Raw genomic sequence first — 25,247 nt, 5'->3', positions numbered from 1 at the left:
CGCTGCTTCGGAGAAATCGACGAAGCAGCGAGATCCCTTTTTGCGCCGGTCTGACGGGCACGGGGATCAACGACCTTCTGCGTTCAGTGCCCTGGTCACGGCAATCTGCCCGCCCCAGTGCTCTGCGGAATGTCGCTCGCGCGCGGGATGACCAGCAGAAATAGACATTTACACGGAATTAGCCACACTGTCAGGAAAGACCGTTTTGGACATTGAGGGCTCTGGCCCGTCCAAAATCGTGGCGACCCGACTGTCCGAGATGGATCAATAACATCATGCGCTGGATCTGGATTGACCGGTTTGTTGAATTTGCAGATGGCTCTCATGCCAAAGCGATCAAGAACATCACTTTGGCGGAAGATCATTTGCACGACCACTTTCCGGGCTTTCCCGTGATGCCTCCGTCACTGATGCTGGAAGGAATGGCACAGACCGGCGGCATCCTTCTCGGAAAAGTGAATGATTTCAACAAGGTTGTCATTCTGGCGAAGGTGCCAAGAATGACATACCACAGCTGGGCCATTCCCGGCGACACCCTGACCTATACCGCGAAGTTGATCGATGTGCGGGACGAAGGGGGCATGGTCGAAGCGACAGCCCACGTCGGCGATCGACTGGTGGCGGAAGGCGAAATCGTCTTCGCTCATGTCAGCGAGAATGTCGCTGGCGGAGTCCGAATCGATCAGAAGAATTTCGTTTTTTCCATGCGATTGCTGGGAGTGATGGATGTTGGAAAAGCGGGTGACGGAGGCAAAGAAGATTCCACGTCAGGGAATCCGTAACTCCGTCGCAGTGCTCGCTTCCACGAGAATCAGCTAATCACGTCAGAGACATCCATCAAAGAATTTATTCTTGGAGTTCAACATGAGACGGCGAGTTGTCGTCACCGGTATCGGAGCTATCACCCCGATCGGTAATACTGTCGAAGAGATGTGGAAGTCACTCCAGGAAGCCAAGAGCGGAATCGGTCCGATTACGCACTTTGATGCTTCGCACTTCCCGACGACATTCGCCGCCGAAGTCAAAAACTTCGACCTCAAGAACTACGTCGATGATCCGCGACGGTTCGAGCATTGCGGCCTGAACATCCGGTTCGCCATTGGCGCAGCCCGTCAAGCGGTCGATGATTCCGGTGTCCTCGACAGCGTCGACCCGTCACGGTTCGGAATCTATCTGGGTGCGGGCGAAGGTCAGCAGGATTTTGCCCGCGTGATGAGCCTGATTGCCGAGTCGCAGCACGACGGTCATGTCGACCTCGAAGCGTTCACTCGCGTCGGACTCACCCGCCTGCACGCGCAGCAGGAACTGGAGCAGGAACCGAATATGCCGGCAGGCCATCTGGCCAGCCTGTTCGATGCACAGGGACCGAACCTGAACTGTCTGACCGCTTGTGCGGCATCCAGTCAGGCAATCGGCGAAGCGACCGAAATCATTCGCCGTGGTGACGCCGACGTCATGCTTTCGGGCGGTGCCCACAGCATGATTCACCCCTTCGGTGTCACGGGCTTCAACCTGTTAACCGCGCTGTCGACCCACAACAACGAGCCTCAGCGTGCCTCGCGTCCGTTCGACCGCGACCGGGACGGATTCGTGCTGGGCGAAGGTGCGGGGATGGTGATTCTCGAAGAGCTCGAACACGCGAAGAAGCGCGGTGCCCGGATCTATGCAGAACTGGTCGGCTATGGTTCCACGGCGGACGCCTACCGCATCACCGACATTCATCCTGAAGGTCGGGGTGCTGTCGCCTGCATTAATATGGCTTTGCGCGACGCCAAGCTGAATGCCGAAGATATTCAGTATATCAATGCTCACGGCACCAGCACAGAAGTTAATGATAAGGTCGAAACCGCGGCGATCAAAACATCGTTCGGTCCCTCCGCGTACAAGACGCCCGTTTCCAGCATCAAGAGCATGATGGGCCACCTGATCGCCGCTGCTGGAAGCGTTGAAGCGATCACCTGCCTGTTGTCGATGCGAGACAACGTCTTGCCACCGACAATCAACTACGAGACTCCCGACCCTGACTGCGATCTGGACTACGTCCCCAATCAGGCTCGCGAGGCTCAGGTCCGTCGTACATTGTCGAACAGCTTCGGATTCGGTGGTCAGAACTGCTCATTGATATTCGCGGAATTTGAGAGTTAGTTCTGTCAGAGGAAATGACAATTGTTCTGGCTGTCAATTCTCGTGGCCAGCGTGGTCGCAGTGGATGTTATTGTCCAGTGCATCTATGTTCGTCTCGTGCTGCGGATCTTCGAAACGAAGCCTCCTTTCTCTGTCCCGCCTGTACCACGGGATCCGGCTGCGGAAGAGGTCTCGTTTCAAACTCGCGATGGAATTACTCTCCGGGGAAGTATCCACTTTAACGGCCAGAGCGTCCCTCGGGGTGTCATCCTTTTCTGCCCCGAACTCGAAGGAAGCCACTGGTCGGCATCGATCTACGCCCGCGGGTTACTGGAAGCGGGCTTCAAGGTCGTCGCCTTTGACTTCCGAAATCAGGGTGAAAGCGAGTCCCTGCAGGGGTATTCCCCGCTGCACTGGGCCACGGAGTTTGAAGTGGAAGATGCCCTTTCGGCCCTCCGCTTCATCGCCAGCCGACCAGACCTCAATCACCTGCCGCTGGGAGTGATGGGGGTCAGTCGTGGATCGACTCCCGCATTGATCGCTGCTGCCCGGTCAGAACGTGTGAAGGCCGTCTTCTGCGAGGGTGCCTATTCCACCGATGCCCTGCTGGTACACTTTATTTCCCGCTGGGCAACCCTCTACGTTCCCCGTGTCTTCCTGCCGCTGTTGCCAATGTGGCACATCCGCCTGACATCGGTCCTGGTTCGCTGGACCAGTCAACTTCTGCGGAAACGCCCCTATGTGGTTCTGGAGAACTGGCTGCAGCTGCTCAGAAATCGTTCTGTACTGCTGGTCGCTGGGGAACGTGACAACTACGTCCACCCGGATGTCGGGCGTCACTTGTACCGCCGTCTGGATTCTCCGAGGGCGAAACTGTGGCTGGTCCCCGCCGCCAAGCACAACCGCGCCCGGCACGTGGCCCCGATCGAATACGATCGACGTATCAGTGATTTTTTCGATTCGTCGCTCGACCCGCGCGAGACGCTGTCGAATCAACGCCCGCACCTGAAAGTTACTGGTGCAGCGATCGGCGGGGATCTGTTGCTGAAATAATCTCGTTAATTCCGGTTTGATTGAACCCCTTATATCCGTCATCCCGCTGCAGAATCTCGAGGTGCGACCCTAAGGCCCCCTGAGAGAGAAACTGGTTGGCCTGAGCGTCAGTGATTCGACCCGCCGCACGAAGCCGCTCGACTCGTTCAGGCCTGACCTTCCACTGCTCGCCTCGCGTAAACGCCTGACGCAGATACGGGAAATCCGTGAACGGCGGCATCGTATCGATCCCAGCCTCTTTCAACTGATCGCGCGTTGCAGAGAAGTCGAACTGGCATTCGAGATGGTGCATCCCGGCCTGCAGAAATGCTTCGCCATGCAGGGCACACCACAGCCCGACTGTCCCCAACTGGGCTCGGGCGGGAAGCGGTTCGTGTGAGAAGTCCTGGGCCAGTTCCTCAGGAGAAAGATCAACGTCCGCAAAGATGGTGACACCCGTCACAGGGTGTTCAATGACCTGGGCTCCCCAGCCCGCTTCGCGGCCCGCGTAGAAGCGCTCGCGACACACAAAGCCCAGCTTTTCCAGAAATGCGATCAGCAGCACAAAGGTCTCACGGCTGGAACGATAGGTGTGATGGTCGTGGTTCGCCCACCCCAGCCCCAGGACTGCTTGCCGGGCAAGTTGGATTCGCCCCGCTCGATTCCGCTGCTGCCAGTACTGTCGCTCGGCTTTGAAGAACAGTTCACAGGCCCGGTCGCGTCCGAGGTCCTTCATCGCCGCATCAGCAAGCTCTCCCGCCGCAGCAAAGCCTTCCGCGTCCTGTTCAAAGTCACGCCGGCGAAGCAGAAATCGTTCGTAGTGCAGCGCGACGAGAGCCGTGATGAGGGAATCGGCCGCTGAGGGTTCAAACGCCAGGGTTCCATGCCGTTCAACGACGATCACATCGACACCTGCATCGCTGGCGACGCGAGCTCGCCGCAGTGCAGACCAGGGTTCCCCTTCAATCGCAACATCAGTCATTTCGTGAGCAAACAGAAAATCCGCCACGGACTCGACCTTGATCGCCAATTCGCGCCTTTTCCCCTCGATCACTCGAATCCGGGGAAAGAGTCCCTCAGGATGATGCCAGGCAGCTTCGCCGCCCTCTGACTTCGTCTCGACATATCCTACGCCGGGCAATTCGCCGAGTATCGGGTCGACGTGGGGAATCCCAAAGTGGTCGATCCAATCGAGCAGGCGAGTCCCCGTTTCGTCCAGCATCCGCTGTGACAGCGCTGCCCCGAACGGGCTCTGCTGCAGGCATTCATTCAGAAGTTGATGGACAAAGCGTGCCGGCGCGGGCTGAGGCTTCCAGGAGTGTTCGGTCAACTTGGCGAGAGAATCGTTTGCTGTCTGCAGGACGGTAGCCATGTCTGAATCTCCTGAAAGAAATGTGCGGATCCACAGACCCGACATCCGTGCCGAGGATACTCCAACGCATTCCAGCAGTTCGGTCCTCGTCACTGAGCTGGCGTGAGACAGCGACGGAGGTCAAAACATGCAGGATTTGACTGACGATGGAATTGTAGGGATGTTCGTCCAGCGGCGGCGAGGCTGCCGTGACGCGAGAACCGGAAATGTCTCGCCACACCGAATGTTCGTCTTACCCCGTTTTCCAGACATCGGTCCGGCGAAAGCCGACAACTTTTGTCCGAGAGACTCGTGATAACGGCGAATCCCGCCGATTTATATTGTGCGTGAAACAGTTCACGAAACGTCAGTTACACTTGTAAAAAGGCAACGAGCGATCCTCCTTCGACAATACCGCCCCGCACCATACAAGACCTCGCGGTCGACTGTGATGTGAATTGTGTTGCGACTGGATCACCCTGAAATGCGTCCCGGCCGTGGTTCCCTTGCAATTCTGGCGGGAAGAGCAAGGCGACACTTCCACGGTCTCTCAAAAAACCGCAGTCACAGTAATGTGGCTGCGGTTTTTGTTTTTACGAATCGAATTGAGACAGTCGCTCGACCATTCCCCCCGTGCATCCTAGAATCGATCCGCTGCTCGAGATGATCCGGATCAGGATCGGACCACGGAATCAGAGACTGCCTCCCATCACCGCTGTCTCCTCCCACAGAATCCGATTCTGGCGATCCAGTCAAAGCGGCAGTAACGGAGTTGACCATCTGACCGGGGTCGCGCATCCCGTAGTGAATCCCCTCGCGTAGTGAATCAGGTTACGACAGGCACCACTGCTCTCGTTCAGGAACGACTTCGATGAGTAAAGAGACGATCCAAGCCCTGATGATCATCGTAATTGGCGCTGGTGTTCTCCTTGTCGTGGTGGGTCTTGCTATCTTCGCAGCCTACTTCAGACTCTGGCTGCGAGCCTTCGTCACGCGGGCGAAAATCAGCCCGCTTGCACTCTTCTTCATGTCGCTGCGTAAGGTGAACCCGACCGCCATCGTCGACGCCAAAATCATGGCCGTGCAGGCCGGTCTGAAAGAGGTGACGACCGAGCGGCTGGAAGGGCATTATCTGGCCGACGGAAATATCAAAACGGTGGTCCGGGCACTGATCGTCGCTCATCGTGCCCGTATCAATCTGAATTGGGATACCGCCGCCGCTATCGACCTGGCAGGACGAAACGTCCTGGAAGCCGTTCAGACCAGCGTCGATCCTAAGGTGATCGATTGCCCGGACCCGAAATCATTCGGCCGGACCACGCTCGACGGTGTCGCCAAGAACGGGATTCAGTTGAAAGCACGTGCGCGTGTGACGGTTCGCACCAACCTCGCACAGCTCGTCGGCGGAGCCACCGAGGACACGATTGTCGCTCGCGTCGGCGAAGGGATCGTCTCGGCCATCGGCTCGTGTAACACGCATAACGAAGTTCTCGCCAATCCCACGCTGATCGCCAGAACGGTGCTCGCCAAGGGACTTGATTCCCAGACCGCCTACGCCATCGTTTCGATCGATATCGCGGACATCGATGTGGGTGACAACATTGGCGCCCGCCTGCAGGCCGATCAGGCGGAAGCCGACATGCGAATTGCCCGCGCTAAGGCCGAAGAACGACGGGCCCGGGCCGTGGCTGCCGAACAGGAAATGAAAGCACTCACCGTCGAGAATCAGTCGAAGGTCGTTCTGGCCGAGGCGGAAATCCCCCTTGCCATGGCGGATGCCTACCGATCGGGTTGCCTGCGAGCCCAGGACAACCACAACGGTGCGGCATAACGTTTTTCAAGCATTGTGGTTCACAACCGTCGCCTTGTGAGACATCAGGGCCCTCGCGAGGTCAAGCCGTATTCATTGAATGAAGGAACTGCGCTGATGCGTCTCTCCAACCTGCTGGCGGTCATCGTCACCTGCCTCGGTCACCTGACTTGCACTGCCGGTGAATTCAATGAAGTTCTGAGCATCGGTCAGGTGGCCCCCGCATGGGAAAAACTGCCCGGCTCCGACGGAAACCCTCATTCGACCGGCGACCTCAAGGAAAAGCAGGTCCTCGTCGTCTCGTTCACCTGTCTCAGTTGCCCGACCGCTATCGACTACGAGGCCCGATTCGACGCCCTGTCAAAGCAATACGGCGGTCCCGACGGCAAGGTGGGGTTCGTTGCCATTTGTGTTAACCAGATTGCACCCGACCGCCTCGACAAGCTGACACAACGGGCCAAACAACAAAAGCTCTCCTTCCCTTACCTGTATGACGAATCGCAAAAAATCGCCAGGGACTTCGGGGCCACGTTCACCCCTGAATACTTTGTGCTGGACCAGGACCGCAAGGTCGTCTACATGGGAGCACTCGACGATTCGACCGACGCGGAAAAGGTCACCAGACGATACGTCGAGGAAGCCATCAACACGTCCCTCAAAGGCGAAACCCCCGAGGTCAAGGAAACAATTGGTCGAGGCTGCCGGGTACGCTACGCCCGCGAACGTAAATAACCGCAGATCGCGGACGGGTCTTCGGATCCCCCCTGCTCTTCCTGAACGAACCCCGCAATGTCGTCCGGCCCCCCTCCCCTCGACGTGATTCAGAGCTGGCTGCAATCCGTCATCACGGATCCGCTGGGGATCGAAGCAGGAATCGCATCCTCTCCGGCGATGGAACGATTCGCGACCAGCGTCTCCGATGTTGAGTCAGTCATACTCCCCTCGCAGCGCCTGAGCAGTCTCGATCGGCTGCGCATTTACGGCAACGCTTACTTCGGACGCCTGCTGGACTGCCTGCGTTCTCAGTTCCCTGCAGTACGGCAGGCGGCGGGTGACGACGCCTTCGATGGCCTGGCATTCGGCTATCTCGTCAGCCACCCGTCGAAGAGCTACACCCTGGCGGAACTGGGTACCTCGTTCGAGTCCTACCTCCGGTCGACCCGCCCCCCTCGCGAGAGCAATCCCGGGAGTGCTGAGTTCGATTTCGCCGACTTTCTGATCGACCTCACACGCCTGGAAGCCGTTTACAACGACGTTTTTGACGGTCCCGGCCCGGAGCGAGTCCCGTCACTCAGCGCGGATTCTCTCGCCGGTTTATCGCCCGAAAAATTTGCGGCATCGGTGCTCCGGTTTCATGCGTCTGTGCGACTGAGGGAGTTCGGATTCCCGGTTCACGAATACGCCACCGCCGTTCGCCGCGGAACGCCACCCACTCTTCCGAACCCCCGCCCCGTGTATCTGGTGATTACGCGCCGTGATTACATCGTTCGCCGGTTCGAAGTGACTCGCTCCCAGTACCATCTCTTGTCGGCACTTTACCAGCAACAGCCCGTCGGCGTGGCTCTGCAGACTTTGTGCGGCATTCCCGAATTCGATCTCGATTCTCTGAAGAACGACTTGCAGCATTGGTTTCGTGAATGGACCGCAGCACCGCTATTTGCCGAAGTCCTTGAAGTGACGCCCGCGAACGCCATCCAACGACGCTAAAACCCGCCCCCATTGACGAGTGAATTTGCGATTAAGCAGGCTGTCGTCCTGTCGCACCGCTGGAACAGCGACCTCAATTGAACCGGCGTGACAGGTAGAGGAATTCAATTTGACATCAGACTATCGGTCATGAAGCCCGGACCGCAGGCGATATATTTCTAACTAAACCAGATCGCACCCTGGTTTCCGTCAGCATCGAAAAAAAGACTGGCGGTTAAGTACGCCGTTCCGAACAGACAGGCGAACAAGGCAACAATACAAGCGATTGCCGTGACGAGAGATCGCCATTCGCGCATGCCGCGTGTTCGAATCAGGTAGACGAAAATCCCGAAGATGAAGAAGAAAATCAGAAACAGCTTCATCACGGGACCCAGACGAAAAGATCGTTCCGCCGCATCCGTGAAGCACCAGGCCACACCCAGGATGGTCACTGGCAATCCTAGAATCAAATCGATCAGCAGGTCATCTTCTGGAGTGAAACAAAGAGCGATTCCCAGGAATCCGACGTACAGGAACAGCCACTCCAGAAGACGCTTTTTCTTTCCTCGATACAGATAATCGGCTGCAAGTTGCCTACGCCGCCCGAATTCGGTTTCTCCTGCATCGAGCACTTAAGAACTCCGAATCTGAATGTGCTTGCTTGGACGCCACTCTCCCGGATGAATTGTCGGGGTAGATCTGGGCGAACCAGTGCGTCTAGTCAAACTTCCAATCTCGGTGGATTCGACTCACCGAATGTTGCAATTCTGCGATTCTCCTCCGGCGAATTCCAGAGAAGGACGAGGAAAATCGCTGCTTGTATCAACACCGACTCTCAAAAATGCCCTGACGGATGCATTTGCATCTGATTATTGGATCGATCATGATGGCTCCTCCATCCGGCTGATCTCCTGATCGGCCTGAAGCCCTGCCGAATGTCTGGAGCCCGCCAATGCTATTCCGTCTGTTGCTGGCTTTACTGGTTTCCACTGTCTACGGAATGAAGCCGGTCTTCTCTGCGGACGCTCTGTCAGTCATCCCCCGCGAAGTCGTTCTCAAAGGCAATTTCGCTCAGACTCAGTTGCTGGTTACCCATCCGGGCGCCGAAGCGACGCGCGCAGCAGACCTGACTTCTCAAGCGGAGTTCGCCACTTCCAACGAGCAGGTGGCCGTCGTGACAGCGGCGGGACGTGTCATTCCGCGGGGCGATGGCACGGCGACCATCACCGTCAAAGTGGGTGAACGGGTCCAGTCGGTAAATGTCGTCGTCACGGACGTCGTGGCAGAGCCGGTGGTTAACTATCTCGAACAGGTCCGACCGGCACTCTACAAAGCCGGCTGCAACATGGGTGCCTGTCACGCAGCCCAGCATGGACAGGGTGGATTTAAACTGTCTGTCTTCGGCTTTGATCCCGCCGAAGATCGAACCGCAATGGTGCGGGAAGCTGTTGGCCGGCGAGTCAATCTGCTCGAACCGACAGCGAGTCTGCTGCTACAGAAACCGACCATGCAAATCCCCCATGGGGGAGGACGCCGGCTGGATCGGGGATCCCGCGACTATGAAATGCTCGTCGCCTGGATCCGCGGGGGGGCTCCCGGCCCAGGAACGGAGCGTCCCGTGTCACGGTTGATTGTGACCCCCGCCCAGCGAAATGGCGAACCGGGCCTGACACAGCAGTTGCGAGTGGAAGCGGTTTACTCCGACGGCCAGACACGCGACGTCACTGCCTGGGCCAAGTTCGATTCGATGGACGAAGGGCTCGTCAATGTCTCTCGCGAGGGATTCTGCAAGGTCACCGGACGAGGCCAGGCCCCGGTCATGGTCCGCTTTGAAGGCCAGGCCGAAATCGCGATGTTCGTGATTCCCTACGGTCCCCCGGCCCAGCTTGAAGGCTGGGTCGACCATAACGCGATCGATACCCTTGCAGCGAATAAGTTCCGGGAACTGGGGATTGAACCCTCACCGCTTTGCGACGACACGACTTTTCTGCGCCGCATCTTCCTGGACGCCACGGGCACCTTACCGACGCGGGCCGAGATTGAAGAGTTCCTGGCCAGCGCGAACGATACGACATCCGTCCTTGAGCGACGGACGCACTGGATTGATCGTGTCCTGGGTCTGGTTGATTCGCCACGCAGGGGACTCTACACCGAACGCTATGCCGCCTACTGGACACTGAAGTGGTCCGACCTGCTCCGTAACAGCAGCCGTGAACTGCAGGAAACGGGAATGTGGGCCCTGCATAACTGGATCAAGGGGGCCTTTCGGGCCAACGTCCCGTTTGACAAATTTGTCTCGGAACTGGTGCAGGGAAAGGGTTCGAGTTACTCCAATGGCCCCGCCAATTATTTCATCGTGAACAGCACCCCGCAGGTGCTGGCCGAGTCGACGTCCCAACTGTTTCTGGGAACGCGACTGACGTGTGCGCAGTGTCATCATCACCCGTTTGAAAAATACAGCCAGGACGACTACTACAGCTTTGCCGCGTTCTTTGCACGCACCGGCCTGAAGTCGAGCCAGGAATTCGGTTTGTTCGGACTCGAACGGGTCGTCGTGATTCGCACGGGAGGTGAAGTCCATCAACCACGCACGGGACAGCGAATGGCTCCCAAGCCGCTCGACGCCGGACCGGTGGATCATCCGCTCGATCGGCGCATCGCTCTGGCCCAGTGGATGACCTCACCAAAGAATGCCGCGTTCTCTCGCGCGACCGTCAATCGCTACGTCGGCTTTCTGCTGGGACGGGGACTCGTGGAACCCGTGGATGATCTGCGAGCTTCCAATCCCCCCACCAACCCGGCCCTGCTCCAGTTACTGGCCGACGATTTCGTCGCACACAACTTCGATCTCAAGCACCTGATCCGAACCATCATGGTATCCCGGCTTTATCAACTCGATTCCCAGCCCACGCCCCAAAACGTCGCGGATTCCCGCTTCTACAGTCACTTCGAAGTCAAACGTCTGGCGGCCGAGCCCCTGCTGGACGCCATCGACGACGCTGCAGGGACACAGACCAAGTTTCAGAGTCTGCCACTGGGGACCCGAGCGATCGAAATCCCTGATGCCGAGTATCCCGACTATTTCCTCAATACGTTCGCCAAACCGCGCCGTGTGAGTGTCTGCGAATGCGAACGGTCGCCCGACGCCAATCTGGCTCAGGCGCTGCATACACTCAATGGGGATGTCATTGCCACCAAGATTGCCGCCAGCACGGGACGAGTGGAAAAGTTGCTGAGCGAGAAAAAGTCGCACGCAGAAATCGTGACCGACCTGTATTTCGCCACGCTAAGTCGCCCACCCTCTTCGGCGGAACTCAGTGCTACCGAACGCCTGCTGACGGAATACACGACGCCAAAAGAATGCTACGAAGACCTCCTGTGGGCTTTGATTAACTCGAAAGGATTTTTGTTCGTTCGCTAGAACGTCGCCGTTCCAGTCGTGTCCGCACTTTGTTCGACTCAAGACAGCGTTCGACGCAAGACAGCAGAATGGCTCGAAGAGAGCGAAAGGGCCGGTACGATACTCTTCGGAAGTGTCATGCAGCACTTGATAACAGCGTTCCTGACAGAGCATCAAAAAAACTCTGTCGCATCGCAGGGGAGATTAACCTGATGGAATATCGACAACTGGGCGGCTCGGGTTTCAAGGTGCCGGTACTGAGCCTGGGGACAGGAACCTTTGGGGGTGGCGGCCCGCTGTTCAAAGCCTGGGGGGCGACCGATGTCGCCGAGGCCCGGCAGCTTGTTGACATCTGCCTGGCCGCCGACCTGACCATGTTCGACACGGCCGATGTGTACTCACAAGGGATGGCAGAAGAAATCCTGGGTGAGGCGATCAAGGGGCGAAGAGACAAGCTCATCATTTCGACCAAGGGGACGTTTCGCACGGGTGTCGGTCCCAACAACCTGGGATCCTCGCGGCAATATCTGATCCGGGCCGTTGAAGCGAGCCTCAAGCGATTGGGGACCGATTACATCGACCTGTATCAGCTCCACGGTTTCGACGCGATCACCCCCATCGATGAAGTCCTGCAAACGCTCGACGGATTGGTCAAAGCCGGAAAAATTCGCTACATCGGCTGCTCGAACTTTTCCGGCTGGCACCTCATGAAGTCTCTGGCCCTCTCGGAAAAATATGGCCTCACCCGATACGTGGCCCATCAGGCCTACTACTCGCTGGTCGGTCGCGACTACGAATGGGAACTGATGCCGCTGGCTCTCGATCAGAAGGTCGGAGCGGTGGTCTGGAGTCCCCTCGGTTGGGGACGCCTCACCGGAAAAATCCGACGAGGAAACCCGCTCCCCGCATCCAGCCGACTCACCAGCAAAGTCGCGCTCGACGCCGGACCGCAGGTGCCCGAGGAATATCTCTACACGGTCGTCGACGCACTGCAGGAAGTCGCGAATGAAACGGGAAAAACAATCCCCCAGATCGCACTCAACTGGCTGCTCCAGCGTCCTACGGTCGCCACGATCATCGTCGGCGCACGAAACGAAGAACAACTGAAGGAGAATCTCGGTGCGGTCGGCTGGAACCTGACACAGGAACAGGTCGCGCGACTCGACGCCGCCAGCCAGACACCACTGGCTTATCCTTACTGGCATCAACGCGGTTTCGCGGAACGAAATCCACCTCCCGTGTAATCGCAACGGTATAATATCCCGGAAGCACTGTCTGGTTTATCACGCCCGGCAGTGCTCTGCTTCCCGCATCAAGGAGATGAAAAAGGGCGCTGAGAAAGCCCCCGCCTCGACCGCAACCGATTGACAGCTCCCGGTCGGTTCGATGACAGGTCGTGTTGACCATGAGGAGCTGTCCCGTAACCCCGCCAACGTCCTGCCTGAACGATGCCGCTTTTGCCTCACAAAAACTTGAAATTTGACATCCCAAAACTTTCGACTTTCAAGGCTGAAACAGCGATGTGAACATGAGAGCACGCAAACTCAGGTCATTTAGACGGAAATGCCCCAACCTGCCTGAACAACATACGAACCGCTGCCAGTTTCCGGATTCCGAACAACAGATCAGTGACTCTTGATCCCCATTGTTGCCTGGAATGCCGATAAACTATGATTGTGATTGGCTTGCTTTTGTTTTGATCGACTGCGGAGACACGACCTGTGAACCATCCACCCTATTCCGACCATCACCGCAATGTCGGGGAGTTGACTGCCACACGCCGGGGATTTCTCGGTGCCACAGGAGGCGTCGCGGCAACGGCGCTCTGGTCAGGACTTTCTCAGGCGGCCCTCGCACAGCCGGAAGCATTCGGCAAAGCCAAGTCTGTGATCATGATTTTCAACTGCGGTGGTCCCAGTCACATCGATTTGTGGGATCCGAAGCCGAACGCGGGTGACTCGGTCCGGGGACCGTTCCAGACGATTGATACGAATGTGCCGGGAATCCATGTGACGGAAATGCTTCCACGCATGGCCAAAATGGTCGACAAGCTCGCCATCCTGCGAACCGTCAACCACACGCAGGCGGGACACAACTCGGGGATGTACTATTCGACGGTCGGACGGCCCTACCGGATCGACAGCACCCTGATCAATCCCAGCCCCGCCGACTACCCCAGTCTGGGAACCCTCGTCGGCTGGCTGGCACGACGTGACGGCTACAGCAGCGGCATTCCGCCGTATGTCATCGCGCCGTACCCTCACTGCGATAGTACCGTCTACATCACCCCCGGCCAGTATGGTGGCTGCCTCGGCATGCACTACGATCCGCTGGTGCTCGACGCCGATCCGAACGACAAAGACTTCAAGGTGCGCAACCTGAAGCTTGATCCCAGCCTCACCCCCGACAAGTTCCGGGAACGATTGAGCCTGCTGAATCAGATGAACCAGAAGGGGATCGCGATCGCCTCCCCCTCGGCCACGGACATCGACCTCTATCAGTCCCAGGCTGCGAGTATCGTCTCGACCGACAAGGCGTCGGAAGCGTTCGATCTCTCGAAAGAGACCACAGAACTGCGAGACCGCTATGGGCGTCACACTTGGGGACAGTCTCACCTGCTCGCCCGACGGCTGGTGGAATCCGGCGTCCGCTTCGTCTCGGCCGTCAACGGCCGCAGCATCATCTGGGACACCCACCTGAATAACTTTGACCGGATGAAAAAGAGCCTCGTTCCACCGATGGAACAGGCCTATGCGACGCTGCTGGAAGACCTGGAAGATCGAGGTCTGCTCGACACCACCCTCGTCATCTGGACCGGTGACTTCGGCCGAACCCCCATCATCAACAAAGACGCCGGACGGGACCACTGGCCGCAATGCTACACCGTCGTGCTGGCGGGGGCAGGAATTCGTGGAGGGCAAGTCGTGGGTGAATCGGACAAGACCGGTGCCTTCCCCCACTCACGCCCCATCTCACCTGCCGACATCAACGCCACTGTCTTCACAGCGATGGGCTACGACCCGCGTTCGATCACGTACAGGATGCTGGACGGCCGCCCCATCCCCCTCTCGGAAGGGGCGCCAATCCGGGAAGTCCTCTAACGCAGAGTGGTGCTCTAACGCTGAGCGGATCAAGCGATCCATTGATTGCTCCGACAGCAGGCAATTGATTTGCTGATTTATGGATGCGATTCACTGGTAAGAGCCAGTTCGATAACGCCGCCGTGCGCTCTCGAACCAGAACATCCCGCGACGAATTGGGAACCGGTACTCCGACCGCTCACCAAGCGCACTTCCCCGTGATTTGCAGGGTTTTCACAACCGAAGACTCACCCCCTAAACCCCGTTTTCAACTCGAATAATAGTGAGCATGCCACTGTATGACCGTCTTCGGTCATGCAGTGCCCTGTCTCACAGCCAGGAAAGAAGCACTGCTTCTACGAAGACTCCGAAGCAGTGGCATCAGCCCAACGATTAAACCTGGACATGCACTAATTGGTTTTAGGCTGTCGCCACTGATCCAGTGCCACGGCAATAATGATGATGATCCCCAGCAGCATGTCCTGAATCGGATTCGTCACCCCGAGCGCTGTACAGCCACTGGTAATCGCCGACATGATCAGGGCTCCGGTCAGCGTCCCCAGGACGGAAGCGCGCGCCCCCTTCAGGCTGCCGCCGCCAATGATCACCGAGGCAATCACCTTGAGTTCCAGCCCCAGCCCCGAGGTCGGATTGCCAACCGACAAACGGGAAAACTGGCACAGCCCCGCGATCCCTGCGAACAGCCCCCCCAGCACATAGATCGCAATCTTGTTGCGGCGAACATCGATCCCACACAGGCGGGCTGTCGCTTCGTTGGAACCAATCGCGAAGACATATCGCCCGAAGACGGTGAAGTGCAACACAGCCGCCAGGATCGCCGTCAGCACCAGCGTCCACCAGATCCCGACGGGCAATCCGTAGACCAGCGCCGTCGGACGGTTGCTGAGGAGATTCTGCAGCCAGACGGGCACCTGCGACGCGATGTCAGGCCGAACCGTGGTATTGTCGGCCACCCACTTCGCCCATCCGAGATAGATCTGCATCGTGCCTAATGTCACGATGAACGGAACCATCTTCAGATAACTGATCAGCAGGCCATTGATCAGTCCGCACAGACAACCCGTGCCAATGCCGATGAACAGAGACAACCAGGGGGTCCAGGGTGACCAGCGGACAGATGCCGCAGTGACTGTTTCGCGAAGTGACGTGAGCGATTCGATCCTCGATTTCGCCTCAGCGACGACCGCGTCTTCTTTCGCTCGTTTGAGATCGTCTTCCGCCACTTTCAGCTTCTGGTTCACTCCCGCCAGATTCTCACCCACGGCCAGCCGCAAAGCCAGATCTTCCTTTAAGCTCCAGGCAAGCATCGTAGCGGCGAGCGCAATCGCGGTTCCGACCGACAGATCGATGCCACCGGCGATGATCACCACGGTCATCCCCAGTGCGGCGACAGCGACAATCGCGGTTTGAGTCGCGACGTTTCGCATATTCTGTTCGGTCGCAAACATGGCCTTGGGACCATGCGTCCATCGGTCGGCAATGGTGAACAGCAGGATCACCGCAAATAGAGCAAGAAAAGGTCGCAGGAGACTGACAATCCAGTTCCACGAACTTCCGACCACGGAACTGGAAGCACTCAGTTGACTGGCCATGTTACAGTAATTTCCCCAATTGCACGTGATGACCTACTTCGAGACGGGCCGCTTCGGATCCTTCAGCAGCGGCAGCGAGACCCGTTTTCCGGTCCAGGCCGACTGATAGATCGCCAGCACAATCTCCACCGCCTTGCGGCCCTCATCCCCGGTGATCTTCGGTTTCTTACCGAGCTGGATGGCTTTGATGAAATCCTTGATCTGTTCCATATGCCCCAGGCAACTGATCGCCTTGGGATCGCTCGCTCCCCCCTGGCTTTCCTGACGGTTCATCAGCTTGTCTGTAATGGCTCGATCTTTGGGCTTGGGCTTTTCGAACTTCCACAGCAGGACATCATCCTGTTCGACAATCACCGATCCCGCCGTTCCATGGATTTCCGTCTTCTTCAGCAATCCGGGCCAGGCAGTCGTGCTCGCGGTGATCGTCCCGACAGCGCCGTTCTTGAACTTCAACGCGGCAACACCGACATCTTCCACTTCGATGCGGTCATGCCCCAACGTGGAAGTGACGGCGCTCACTTCACTGACCTCCCCCATCAACCAGTACAGCAGATCGACGTTGTGGATCGCCTGGTTCATGTAGGCCCCCCCGCCGTCCAGGTTCCACGTTCCTCGCCAGCCCGTCTTGACGGGAGTCTTGGCTCCCTTCGGTTGAGGGCCGTCGTAGTATTCCTGTGACCGCCACCACTTGACGAACGTATCTCCCAGCACCAGCTTGCCGAATCGTCCCTCGGAAATCGCTTCTTTCAGAGCGATGTTGGCGGGACTGAAGCGGGACTGGAAGATCGGGCAGAGCATCACGCCGTTCCGCCGGCAGGCTTCCAGAATGGTGTCGCACCGTTTGAGCGTAATCTCCATCGGCTTTTCGATGACGATATGCTTTTTGGCTTCGGCCGCTTGGACGGCCGGTTCCATGTGAGCCCCGCTGGGCGTACAGATCGAAACAATCTGAATCGCCGGATCCGCCAGCATCTCGTCCAGGTCGTAGTATGCTTTCACGCCGGGATAACTGGCTGCAAAGGCGTCTGCCGAAGCGGGAGTCTGACTGTAGCACCCAACGAGCTTTGTCCCCTTAATCCGCTTGATCGCTTCGGCATGGAAATTGGCAATCATTCCACAACCGATTATCCCGAATCCGACTTGAGACATGATGAGCCTTAATCTGGGTGCAGTAAGCCCCATGCGTCATCGGTCAGAAACAGGGTTGAGCCAGGATTGTGCAGGCATGCTCGACAGATCGGCGTCAAATCCCGAGGCACATCACAATTCCCATCGCCCAACGCCGCCCGCTCAAGGACAAGATCACGCACGGAGGTTTGGTGGAGCCCCCGATTCTACCGCCCTCGTGCTCCGAGTTCGATCGTACGATCATGTTTCCCTGTAAGCGTGCCATTTCCAAGCCGCAGGCCAGCCAACACCGTGCAGCCCAATGAATGGGATCCTCCTCATTGGATAGCCCTGGTTGTCGCATCCTCGCGGCTACAGGGGCGGCGCGAGCCGCAAGAGGTTTTTCGTAAGCGCCTCCCTCCACCCAATGATCGCTCGCCTCGCAAGCCGTGACGTATTAGTCTCGGCCACCCCGACATTAGCAGCGTGCAAAAGCATCTGCTCTGTTCCCAGTGTTTCTATTGAAAGCGAAGCCATGACAATCATCGGCATGTTCTGCCGTTCCGTACGGAAGTGGCCGACTTTTACCTGAATTCCCATTCGTCCTGCGGCAATCCTCTGAATTGCCACGATCCTGGAACGCATTGAAATTCTGGGCAGATTCTTAGTGCCTGAGTGACGCGGAACGGGATTGGAGCGTCCGAGAGTTCCGCTTGAGTCTCCAGACAAATCCAATCTACAAACGGTGCATCCAGTCCAGGACACCGAATTCATCTGCAGGATGGGTGACCATGTCGAGATCAATGCCGTCGGCCTATCTCCAGATTGTTGTTCTGGGACTTGTTTCCGGTTGTGCAGTCTGGTCGCCCGTCACGATTGTGACCGACGATTCCCATCCTGAGCCTCTGGTTGCTTCGTTAAGAGAATCGGACGGCACAAATGAGATCGTTCGATTGATCCGAGAACCCGGTGATGGAGGGGAACTGAAAGTCAGCGGAGTTCCTCTGGGTGATCTTGAATCCGCTCTCTCCAGCCAAAATCAGGTCTCTACGCAATCCCTGTTGCAGCAGTTTGAGTACTGCAAGCTCGTCGCGGTTTCGACATTTCCAGACCTGAACACGAACGCCTCGACAGGAGATGACGAAACGACAGCGGCACATCAACCGACTCAGCCGGAAAAACGGACCCTCGCGGGACGAGTCGTCTCTGTCGACGAAGATTCCATCGTGTTGGACGAGGTCGTTCTGATTGACGAATCCGCAAGACACACGTCAGGCATTCCGATCGTCCAGAAAGTTCCATACGTCAATCGCCTATTCAAAAACACGGGCGTGTCGGTGCAGCCTGTGGCGATCCCGGGCCAGGTCCATGTCCCCCTTCGCGATGTCCAGCAGGTCGAAAGTGTCGCCGCGACAAGTTGGCCATCCGTGCAGCAGAACGGCTTTCAACGGATCGGAATCGACTTCGACTTCACGATCCCGTCACAGCGCTGATCTTCGCGTTCTCACGGTTTCCTCGTTCACGAGCTGGAGCTTAGGAGAGACGAGAGGGCGATTAGGTATTGAAATCATGGCCTGATTCTTGAATCCTGGATCAGCCAGGAAATCCCCGCGTTTCTGGGTCTCAGATATCGCTGGTCACAAGCAATGGAGTCGAGTCGATCCGGAGTCGGGGGAGCCAGTATCTTGCAATGCGGCGGGGTGCAAGCCATGGCGACCCCAATTGTGATTCAAAAAAGACTGCAGCAACCCGCGACTCACGACAGAATACCACGCGTCCAAGCCATTACACGCGCATCCTCACAGGCGGTGCCATGCCTTAGGTTCGAGAGAAGCGCCGTTCGTGACGCGTCCGAAAGCTGCATTGCCGTCGCACTCAATCTTGGGACCGTATCGTCGCCGCCGGCACTTCGACCGGGGATGGGCACGCCCTTCGAGTCAAACTGAATGGACACGTCCGTCTCCTGATCAATTCCCGCCAATTGCCACCCATCAATGGGAGTCGGCAACTCAGGCCGTCCCAGCCATTCGTGAGCATCAGCCGTTTCCTCGAGCCGGGCTTGAAAGTCGTCCCGTACATCTGGATCGGGATGAGCGTTCGCCGCGACCAGCCCCGGTGGTCTGGTCGCGTTTAAGTACAAACCGGCGTGCGTCGTCCCGTTGTTCAACGCAGCATGCCAGTGCTGGCTGTTGTCCGGAGGAAAGTATCTCGTCGGCAGTAGTTGCACGCCGCCCGGCAGGCCGCTCATATTCCCGACAAACCCAGCCCGGCTGTTACCAAGAATGAGCCGAAACGTTCGGTCCGCGACCCCGTTGCCACCGTCTAACCCCCGCACTAACCCGGTAAACAGACGCCGATACAGCACCACCGCTCCCGCCGCGGGCTGACACACGAACAGCACGCGTTCAACGGCCCCGCTAAGATCAGGGCTCGCTTGCAACGCCGCCCGGAGGACCAGCCCGCCCATGCTGTGCCCAACCAGAGTTACCTTCGGTGCGCCGGTCGCCTCCAGTGCCCGCCGGATTTTGTCGGCTGCGAACTCGCCGAGGGAACGCAGGTCCTGCCGCCAGTCGTAGCCGACGGCATACACTCGACCGTTGTCGGCCAATTCCCGAAGTCCCTTCAGGTATTTCCCATAAAATGACCAAACCACCCCGCCCCAACCCAATTCAAGACTTTGAGCCTCGCCCGGGACCGCCTCTACGATCACCCCCGCCGGTTCCGTGAAGTGCAGTTGTTTCCGGTTGTCGTCGTCCGACCGGAACGGCCATAACGGCGCCCACCACACCATCCGAAGTGTTGAATCCGGGTCCCAGTATTGGCGGCTGTTCGGGAAGTACAACCGCGATCCCATGATGCCGGGGAAGAACAAAATCGGTGTGCTTGGCATGTTCGTCTTCGTTACGGATTCGGGGGAAGGGTTAAGTTCAGTTCGTGTTTTCGAGTTGCCGAAGCAGTTGCTCCGCTTTCTCCGGAGTGGCTGCCGTTCCAGTGGGATGAATCTGGAGGGGGACGCCGCGGAAGGTGCCGGTGACGGCGTCAGCACTGGTCGCTGCCCGACCGACGCTCGCCCCTTTTAATGTGGACTCTAGTTCGAGGGACGCTGCTTTCGGGACTCGCTTGGCAAACATGCGTGGGGAAGCCATCTCAAATTGCACAGCACGGCCATCAGACCCCACCCCACTCCCGGTACTGCCAGCAAGGTGCGGGGCGGCAAGTCCGGCTTTCGTCGACACCGGCTCATGATCGGCCGAACGGCTGATCTGATACCGTTCAAGCCCGTCGAGCGTTTCAAGTGCGAATTCCGCGTTCGCCGTATAGCCGGAGAGGTCGAGCAACAGCGGCCCGGCAGGGTGTGTAGCAGTTCCCGCGTCGGCCGCAGTCAGCCCGCGCGCCACGCCTTGGGCGGGAGTGGCGTGCGAAGGTTTCGCGGAGGCCAGCAGGCGATCAAATTCGGCATCTGCCGCAGAGTCTTCATGCGGCGTCGTGAGAGTCAATTCAACCAGCGGCCCGTTGCCGAACCGCAGGAGAGCAGCTTTCAACCGACCGTCTGGAAGCGTCGCCGACACGGTGACTACTTCAGCCCCGTTTGCAGCACGGGCTGGTTCGGATACGGAGGTGTCGGTGGCGTTGAGGAACAATTCACACCGATCGCGGTAATCCTCCCCGGCTTTCACCAGATTGATTACGGCCCCGGAAGGAGCCGCAGCGCGAACAGTGACCCGTCGCTCCCCGGCCAGGAACCGATATTCGCTCGCGTCTCGCATTACCTGTCCCCCATTTGTTGTCGAAGCAGTTGCTGGTACTTATGTGCCTCGGGGTATCCACGATTCGTTGCTTCGCGTGCGGCCCACGTCAGTAGTTCGACAATCTCCGTTTGGTCATCCGGCCTTCCACGAGCTACAAGAATCAGGGCGAGGGTGGCACGACCGCCGATCAAGGACCACATGTCCCAAAGCCGTTCGTATACCGGAAGTACATCATGTCGGTAGACTCTTAAAGCCTCGTCCAATTCCCCCCGAGCATGCAGGATATCGGCGATCTTCCCCATAGTCACCGCTTTCTCCTGCACGGCTGTGAGTTGCTCGAACACGGGCAGCAGTTCCTGTCTGAGAATTTGCAACGCTTCGTCCAACTGCCCCTTCGCCCGCAGGACGTCAGCAATTTTCCCCATCGTCACCGCTTTCTCCCGCAAGTCCCCCAGCCGCTCAAACACCGGCAGTTCTTCCTCCAAGCGGATCTTCAACACGTCGTCCAACTTCCCTTGCTTGTAAAGAATGTCGGCAATTCTTCCCATCGCCAAAGCCTTGGACCGCACGTCTCCAAGCTGCACGAACACTGGCACCAGCTCCGTCCTGAAGATCTGTAACGCGTCATCTAATTGCCCCTGAGCCTGCAGGATCTCTGCGATTTTCCCCATCGTCCAAGCCTTGTTCCCAACATCACCAAGACGATCGAACACTGGCAACTGCTCCTCCCGGCGAATCCGCAACGCTTCCTCCCACTGTCCCTGCGCCTGGAGGACGTCTGCGATCTTCGACATAGTCACGGCCTTACTCCGCACGTCACCAAGCTGATCGAACACCGGCAACTGTTCTTGTCGGCGAATCCGCACCGCTTCTTCCCACTGCCCCTGCGCTTGGAGGATGTCAGCGATCCTTCCCATCGCCACGGCCTTGTTCCGCACGTCCCCGAACTTCTCATATACCGGCAGTTGCTCCTCCCGGCGAATCCGCAACGCTTCATCCATATTCCCCTGTGCGTTAAGGAGGTCGGCGATCTGCCCCATCGTGACCGCCTTGCGCTGCTCGTCCCCGAGTACATCGAGCATCGGGAGGAGTTGTGCCTGGATGACCGTCATTGCTTGGTCCAACTGTCCGCGTCCGATGAGCTGATTGGAATACTGGAATAGTACAGATGCGACATCCGTATCTGGCGTTGCGCGGCATCGTTCGATAGCTTCTTCGATAGTGGCGAAGGCTACGTCGCCCTCACCGTGGAGTTGCAGGACGTTCGATAGACCACTGAGAAGGCGGAAGTCACGACCAACAGAGGCGATCGCCTCCTCGTAAACGCTGCGGGCTTCCTGGTATCTATTCGATTGATGGAAGATGAAGCCGATTCGATCCGCAACGGGGACTGCCACGTCCGCCCGTCCAGCGAGGCATGCCAATCGCAACAACTCCAGCGCTTCTTCCTCCGAAGTTGGTTTGCTATCCCACCACAGCGTCTTTAGAGCGACCGCGGCGAGTTCTGCCGTCTTGACTGGATCGGGACGAAGATCGGTCGCAATTTCCGACTCCAACAACTGCGGAGTGCGATACGCATCGCCGTTGGACTCGCGCTCGCAGAGCCCAACGGCGACCGCGGCGTCCAAGTCCTTCTGCACCTCGGCCTCCGGCCGACCGCCCGCGACCATTGCGATCGCACCGAGCGGAACTGGCAATCGGTACACCAGTGCCGCCCCAAGCAATCGGCGGGCCGACTCCGGCAAACCATTCAGCAGTTCGCTTAAACAGACTTGCTCACGAAATTCGGCCGCAACCTTCTCCATCGATTTCAGGAGAGCGTCGAAATCGATGTCCGACGTTGCCAGCAGTTGGTCCAGTCGTTCCAATAGTCGGGGATTGCCGTCGGCAACGGCTTCCACGCGCTTGCGAATTCCGTTGGGAGACTTGGATAAATTTTGCAGGAAACGCCGCTTCCGCTCCACCTCGCCAGCCGACATGGCAAGCATCGATTCCTGGTAGAAGAAATTCTTGTGTGACGTGTTCAACTGGAACCGGCTGGTAATCAGACATCGCCCATATTCGAGCTGATCGAATGCTGCCACGATCCCATCCAGCACGGCCACCGCCTCGGAACTGATCTTCGGCGTCCCCCCCTCGGTCTGATAGTTCTGCTCAAAGTCGTCCAGGATCAGTAACGGTGGCGGGCCGCCGTCGTCTCGCCGTCTTTCGAGGAACCTTCGGAAGCGAAGAGTGAGCGGCGAGTGAGAACCTTGCAATTCATTCCTCTGCTCGTCCGTCAATTCCTTGACACTTTCCATCACACGCAATAGCGCCGGTTCGTCCAGAACCCCGACCAGGACGATGGGGTCGAATGTGGTGAGGCGGTCGCACACCCGCAAAGCGACCGAGCTCTTGCCCACCCCACCGGTACCGAACACGACGACCCCAACACGGCGCTCGATGGGCATACGCAGGTGACGGATGACCCGCTGAAGAGGACGCCGACGACCGACGAATTCGGTGCGACTGACAACGGCATTACCCACGTTCAGCGACTTCGTCAGGAATCGGCGACCGTGACTGGGGAGAAGAGCGGGCTTTCGCTTTGGTGTGTTCGGCGCGGTCACCACCGGACCGAGTGTCTCACCGGAGGCGAATAGCCGCAGCAGGTGCCAGTGCTTCGCATTCCTGTCCGCGAGGTCGCGGTGAACGTGAGCCAGCGCTTCAACGACAGACACCCCCTGGCCCAATCGCTCGTACAGGGACCCAGCCGCCATCGTGGCATCAATGTCGTATACGGGCCGCCCCCAGCCGAGAACCGCCGGGAATTTTCGGTCGAGAAGTTCCTCCGCAAGTGATCGCATGGCTCCCCCGTTGGGGGACTGCGCCGTCCGGCATCCCGACAAGAAAGCCAGCCGGGGGATATGCGGTATTGCTCGGGCGATCTGTTCCGCAGACACCCACTTGGGCTTACCCGTATCATCTTCGGTCAAAAACTTAGGCCCATCGCCATGGTGATCGGCGTGGCCGGTCAGGTGGACCACATCGATCGCATTCTCGCCGAAGCCCGCCGCCAGGACTTCGAGTTCATCGAGAGAACCCGTTTCTTCAACAGATAAAGTGATGCGGTGCCGATCCGTCGACCGGAGGATGGTCGCCTCTTCAGCCTCGAAGTTGAGCTCGTTTACCCCGAGTGGACTGCTTGCCATGAACAGGACATGCAGCGCGCGATTGTGAGGTTCAGGTGCGGACGGCCCTTTCGTTCGCCAGCGGATGGGAATGATAGTGGGATTGGCCGCGCGGACAAGAAAGGAAACGCCGTCGTGCAGAGTTTCCCACGGCAACGGAGCAAGGACGGGATTCGCATCGATCAGTAACGCGACGGTAGAACCACGCAACTGATCGAGTTCTCGGGCCAGCCAACGGTCGGAGCCGTCAAGCCAGTCATACAGCCGCTTCCCGACGGTTACGAGGTCCGGATCAGAGAAAGCGTAATAGTCTGCTTCTGCACGATCCAGCAGGCCTTTCAGGTCCGCCGACGTCACCTCCCGTTCGGTGAACTTGTTAGGGTCGTCCCGCCAATATCGCAGCGTGTAACGCTCGGCCCCCGCGGGCTTAATCGTGATATGGAGCGTGCGAACAGCCATCTCGACTTTCGGTATTTGTGTAAAGTTCTCATCGAAGGGAATCTGATTACTTCGCCAGAGTCATGCCGAAAAGTGGTTTTGCCCCAATCAGTCGGGATCACAGAACCTGAACGTGTGACCTCGTGCATCCAAAATCGATGTTCTAACCAACCTTTGCGACATGTCGCTGTCAATTTTTGCTCGAGACGGAGGAGCATATCCCGAGGCTCGGATGCAGCCAAGTGCATCACTGGTTTTCAGGATTGGAGGAACAAGTATCCTTTAAAGTCGACATATTAGATTAGAGCGATTTCACGTGATGTTGCTGGGAGAACTTAGCGATATCGATGAATTAGCGTTCTGTCTCACGAGAGGCCTTCGTTGTAAACTCGACATCAGCATCCTTGGACAGCCCGATAACGGCTGGCACACTGATGCATATGCGTAAAGATCAGGCTAGTAAATTGAATATTCCGAATAGACTTCATGAACACGGTAACGCGTTTGCGGTTCTTCGCGAACCCAACTGCAGGCCATGGGACATCGCACACTTGACGATTTCCATTGTGACCCCGCAGACTTCGCGATGATCGTAATCGTTGAGCCAGCATTGCTGAATCATGCCCAGGTGACTCACGATCGCTCGGAAGCTTCGACCGATTTGTCTTGTCGTATTTGTCTTGCAGC

Annotated in this window: 17 protein-coding genes; 10 read left to right on the top strand and 7 right to left on the bottom strand. The window is 57.9% G+C overall.

Features of this window, described 5'->3' with window-relative positions; genetic code table 11:
* Positions 1-275 precede the first annotated feature (275 nt).
* The 3 genes from ACGY09_RS18015 (at position 276) to ACGY09_RS18005 (ending at position 3,177) form a co-directional block, all read left to right on the top strand.
* The gene (locus ACGY09_RS18015; protein WP_397568816.1) at positions 276-782 is read left to right on the top strand and encodes a 3-hydroxyacyl-ACP dehydratase FabZ family protein; all 507 of its coding nucleotides are present in this window, start codon (positions 276-278) and stop codon (positions 780-782) included.
* 82 nt (positions 783-864) lie between these two features.
* Positions 865-2,145 carry a beta-ketoacyl-ACP synthase II gene (gene fabF / locus ACGY09_RS18010; RefSeq protein ID WP_373653592.1) on the top strand — a complete coding sequence of 427 codons (1,281 nt, stop codon included), beginning with the start codon at positions 865-867 and terminating at the stop codon, positions 2,143-2,145.
* 21 nt (positions 2,146-2,166) lie between these two features.
* Positions 2,167-3,177 (top strand): alpha/beta hydrolase, encoded by a 1,011-nt coding sequence (locus tag ACGY09_RS18005; RefSeq protein WP_397568815.1) that lies wholly within the window; start codon positions 2,167-2,169, stop codon positions 3,175-3,177.
* On the opposite strand, the gene ACGY09_RS18000 is transcribed toward ACGY09_RS18005, so the two are convergent.
* On the bottom strand, positions 3,137-4,528 hold the full coding sequence (locus ACGY09_RS18000; protein ID WP_397568814.1) for a hypothetical protein: 1,392 nt from the start codon (positions 4,526-4,528) through the stop codon (positions 3,137-3,139). The genes ACGY09_RS18005 and ACGY09_RS18000 overlap by 41 nt on opposite strands.
* Positions 4,529-5,378: 850 nt before the next feature.
* Between ACGY09_RS18000 and floA the strand changes: the two genes are divergently transcribed.
* The 3 genes from floA (at position 5,379) to ACGY09_RS17985 (ending at position 8,024) form a co-directional block, all read left to right on the top strand.
* On the top strand, positions 5,379-6,338 hold the full coding sequence (floA, locus tag ACGY09_RS17995) for a flotillin-like protein FloA (protein WP_373653595.1): 960 nt from the start codon (positions 5,379-5,381) through the stop codon (positions 6,336-6,338).
* Between the two features lie 96 nt (positions 6,339-6,434).
* Complete coding sequence (locus tag ACGY09_RS17990; protein ID WP_397568813.1) at positions 6,435-7,049, top strand: redoxin family protein; 615 nt, start codon at positions 6,435-6,437, stop codon at positions 7,047-7,049.
* A 57-nt stretch (positions 7,050-7,106) separates the two neighbouring features.
* Positions 7,107-8,024 (top strand): putative DNA-binding domain-containing protein, encoded by a 918-nt coding sequence (locus tag ACGY09_RS17985; protein ID WP_397568812.1) that lies wholly within the window; start codon positions 7,107-7,109, stop codon positions 8,022-8,024.
* 158 nt (positions 8,025-8,182) lie between these two features.
* Here the strand turns inward: ACGY09_RS17985 and ACGY09_RS17980 are convergent, their stop codons facing one another.
* Positions 8,183-8,635 carry a hypothetical protein gene (locus ACGY09_RS17980; RefSeq protein WP_397568811.1) on the bottom strand — a complete coding sequence of 151 codons (453 nt, stop codon included), beginning with the start codon at positions 8,633-8,635 and terminating at the stop codon, positions 8,183-8,185.
* Positions 8,636-8,955: 320 nt separating this feature from the next.
* On the opposite strand from ACGY09_RS17980, the gene ACGY09_RS17975 reads away from it, so the two are divergent.
* From ACGY09_RS17975 to ACGY09_RS17965, 3 genes are all read left to right on the top strand, one after another.
* Positions 8,956-11,424 (top strand): DUF1553 domain-containing protein, encoded by a 2,469-nt coding sequence (locus ACGY09_RS17975; RefSeq protein WP_397568810.1) that lies wholly within the window; start codon positions 8,956-8,958, stop codon positions 11,422-11,424.
* 191 nt (positions 11,425-11,615) lie between these two features.
* Positions 11,616-12,647, top strand: coding sequence for an aldo/keto reductase (locus ACGY09_RS17970; protein ID WP_397568809.1), 1,032 nt, complete (start codon positions 11,616-11,618; stop codon positions 12,645-12,647).
* A 477-nt stretch (positions 12,648-13,124) separates the two neighbouring features.
* A complete protein-coding gene (locus ACGY09_RS17965; protein ID WP_397568808.1) occupies positions 13,125-14,504 on the top strand; it encodes a DUF1501 domain-containing protein in 1,380 nt (459 codons plus the stop codon).
* Between the two features lie 389 nt (positions 14,505-14,893).
* Here the strand turns inward: ACGY09_RS17965 and ACGY09_RS17960 are convergent, their stop codons facing one another.
* Entirely contained in the window at positions 14,894-16,096 is a 1,203-nt protein-coding gene (locus ACGY09_RS17960) for an ABC transporter permease (RefSeq protein WP_397568807.1), read from the bottom strand.
* 33 nt (positions 16,097-16,129) lie between these two features.
* Positions 16,130-17,245: a Gfo/Idh/MocA family protein gene (locus tag ACGY09_RS17955; RefSeq protein ID WP_397568806.1), complete on the bottom strand. Its 1,116-nt coding sequence runs from the start codon at positions 17,243-17,245 to the stop codon at positions 16,130-16,132.
* A gap of 749 nt (positions 17,246-17,994) precedes the next feature.
* On the opposite strand from ACGY09_RS17955, the gene ACGY09_RS17950 reads away from it, so the two are divergent.
* Positions 17,995-18,696 (top strand): hypothetical protein, encoded by a 702-nt coding sequence (locus tag ACGY09_RS17950; RefSeq protein ID WP_397568805.1) that lies wholly within the window; start codon positions 17,995-17,997, stop codon positions 18,694-18,696.
* Between the two features lie 263 nt (positions 18,697-18,959).
* On the opposite strand, the gene ACGY09_RS17945 is transcribed toward ACGY09_RS17950, so the two are convergent.
* The 3 genes from ACGY09_RS17945 to ACGY09_RS17935 are packed head-to-tail and all read right to left on the bottom strand — an operon-like array spanning position 18,960 to position 24,581.
* On the bottom strand, positions 18,960-20,093 hold the full coding sequence (locus tag ACGY09_RS17945) for an alpha/beta fold hydrolase (RefSeq protein WP_397568804.1): 1,134 nt from the start codon (positions 20,091-20,093) through the stop codon (positions 18,960-18,962).
* A gap of 37 nt (positions 20,094-20,130) precedes the next feature.
* Positions 20,131-20,970 (bottom strand): hypothetical protein, encoded by an 840-nt coding sequence (locus ACGY09_RS17940; protein ID WP_397568803.1) that lies wholly within the window; start codon positions 20,968-20,970, stop codon positions 20,131-20,133.
* Positions 20,970-24,581, bottom strand: a complete 3,612-nt coding sequence (locus ACGY09_RS17935) for a tetratricopeptide repeat protein (RefSeq protein ID WP_397568802.1) — start codon at positions 24,579-24,581, stop codon at positions 20,970-20,972. Before ACGY09_RS17935 ends, ACGY09_RS17940 begins: the two co-directional genes overlap by 1 nt.
* Positions 24,582-25,247 lie beyond the last annotated feature (666 nt).

Origin of the sequence: Schlesneria sphaerica, from assembly GCF_044336245.1 — a bacterium.
Lineage (GTDB): Bacteria > Planctomycetota > Planctomycetia > Planctomycetales > Planctomycetaceae > Schlesneria > Schlesneria sphaerica.
This window is presented reverse-complemented; position numbering and strand designations above follow the sequence as displayed.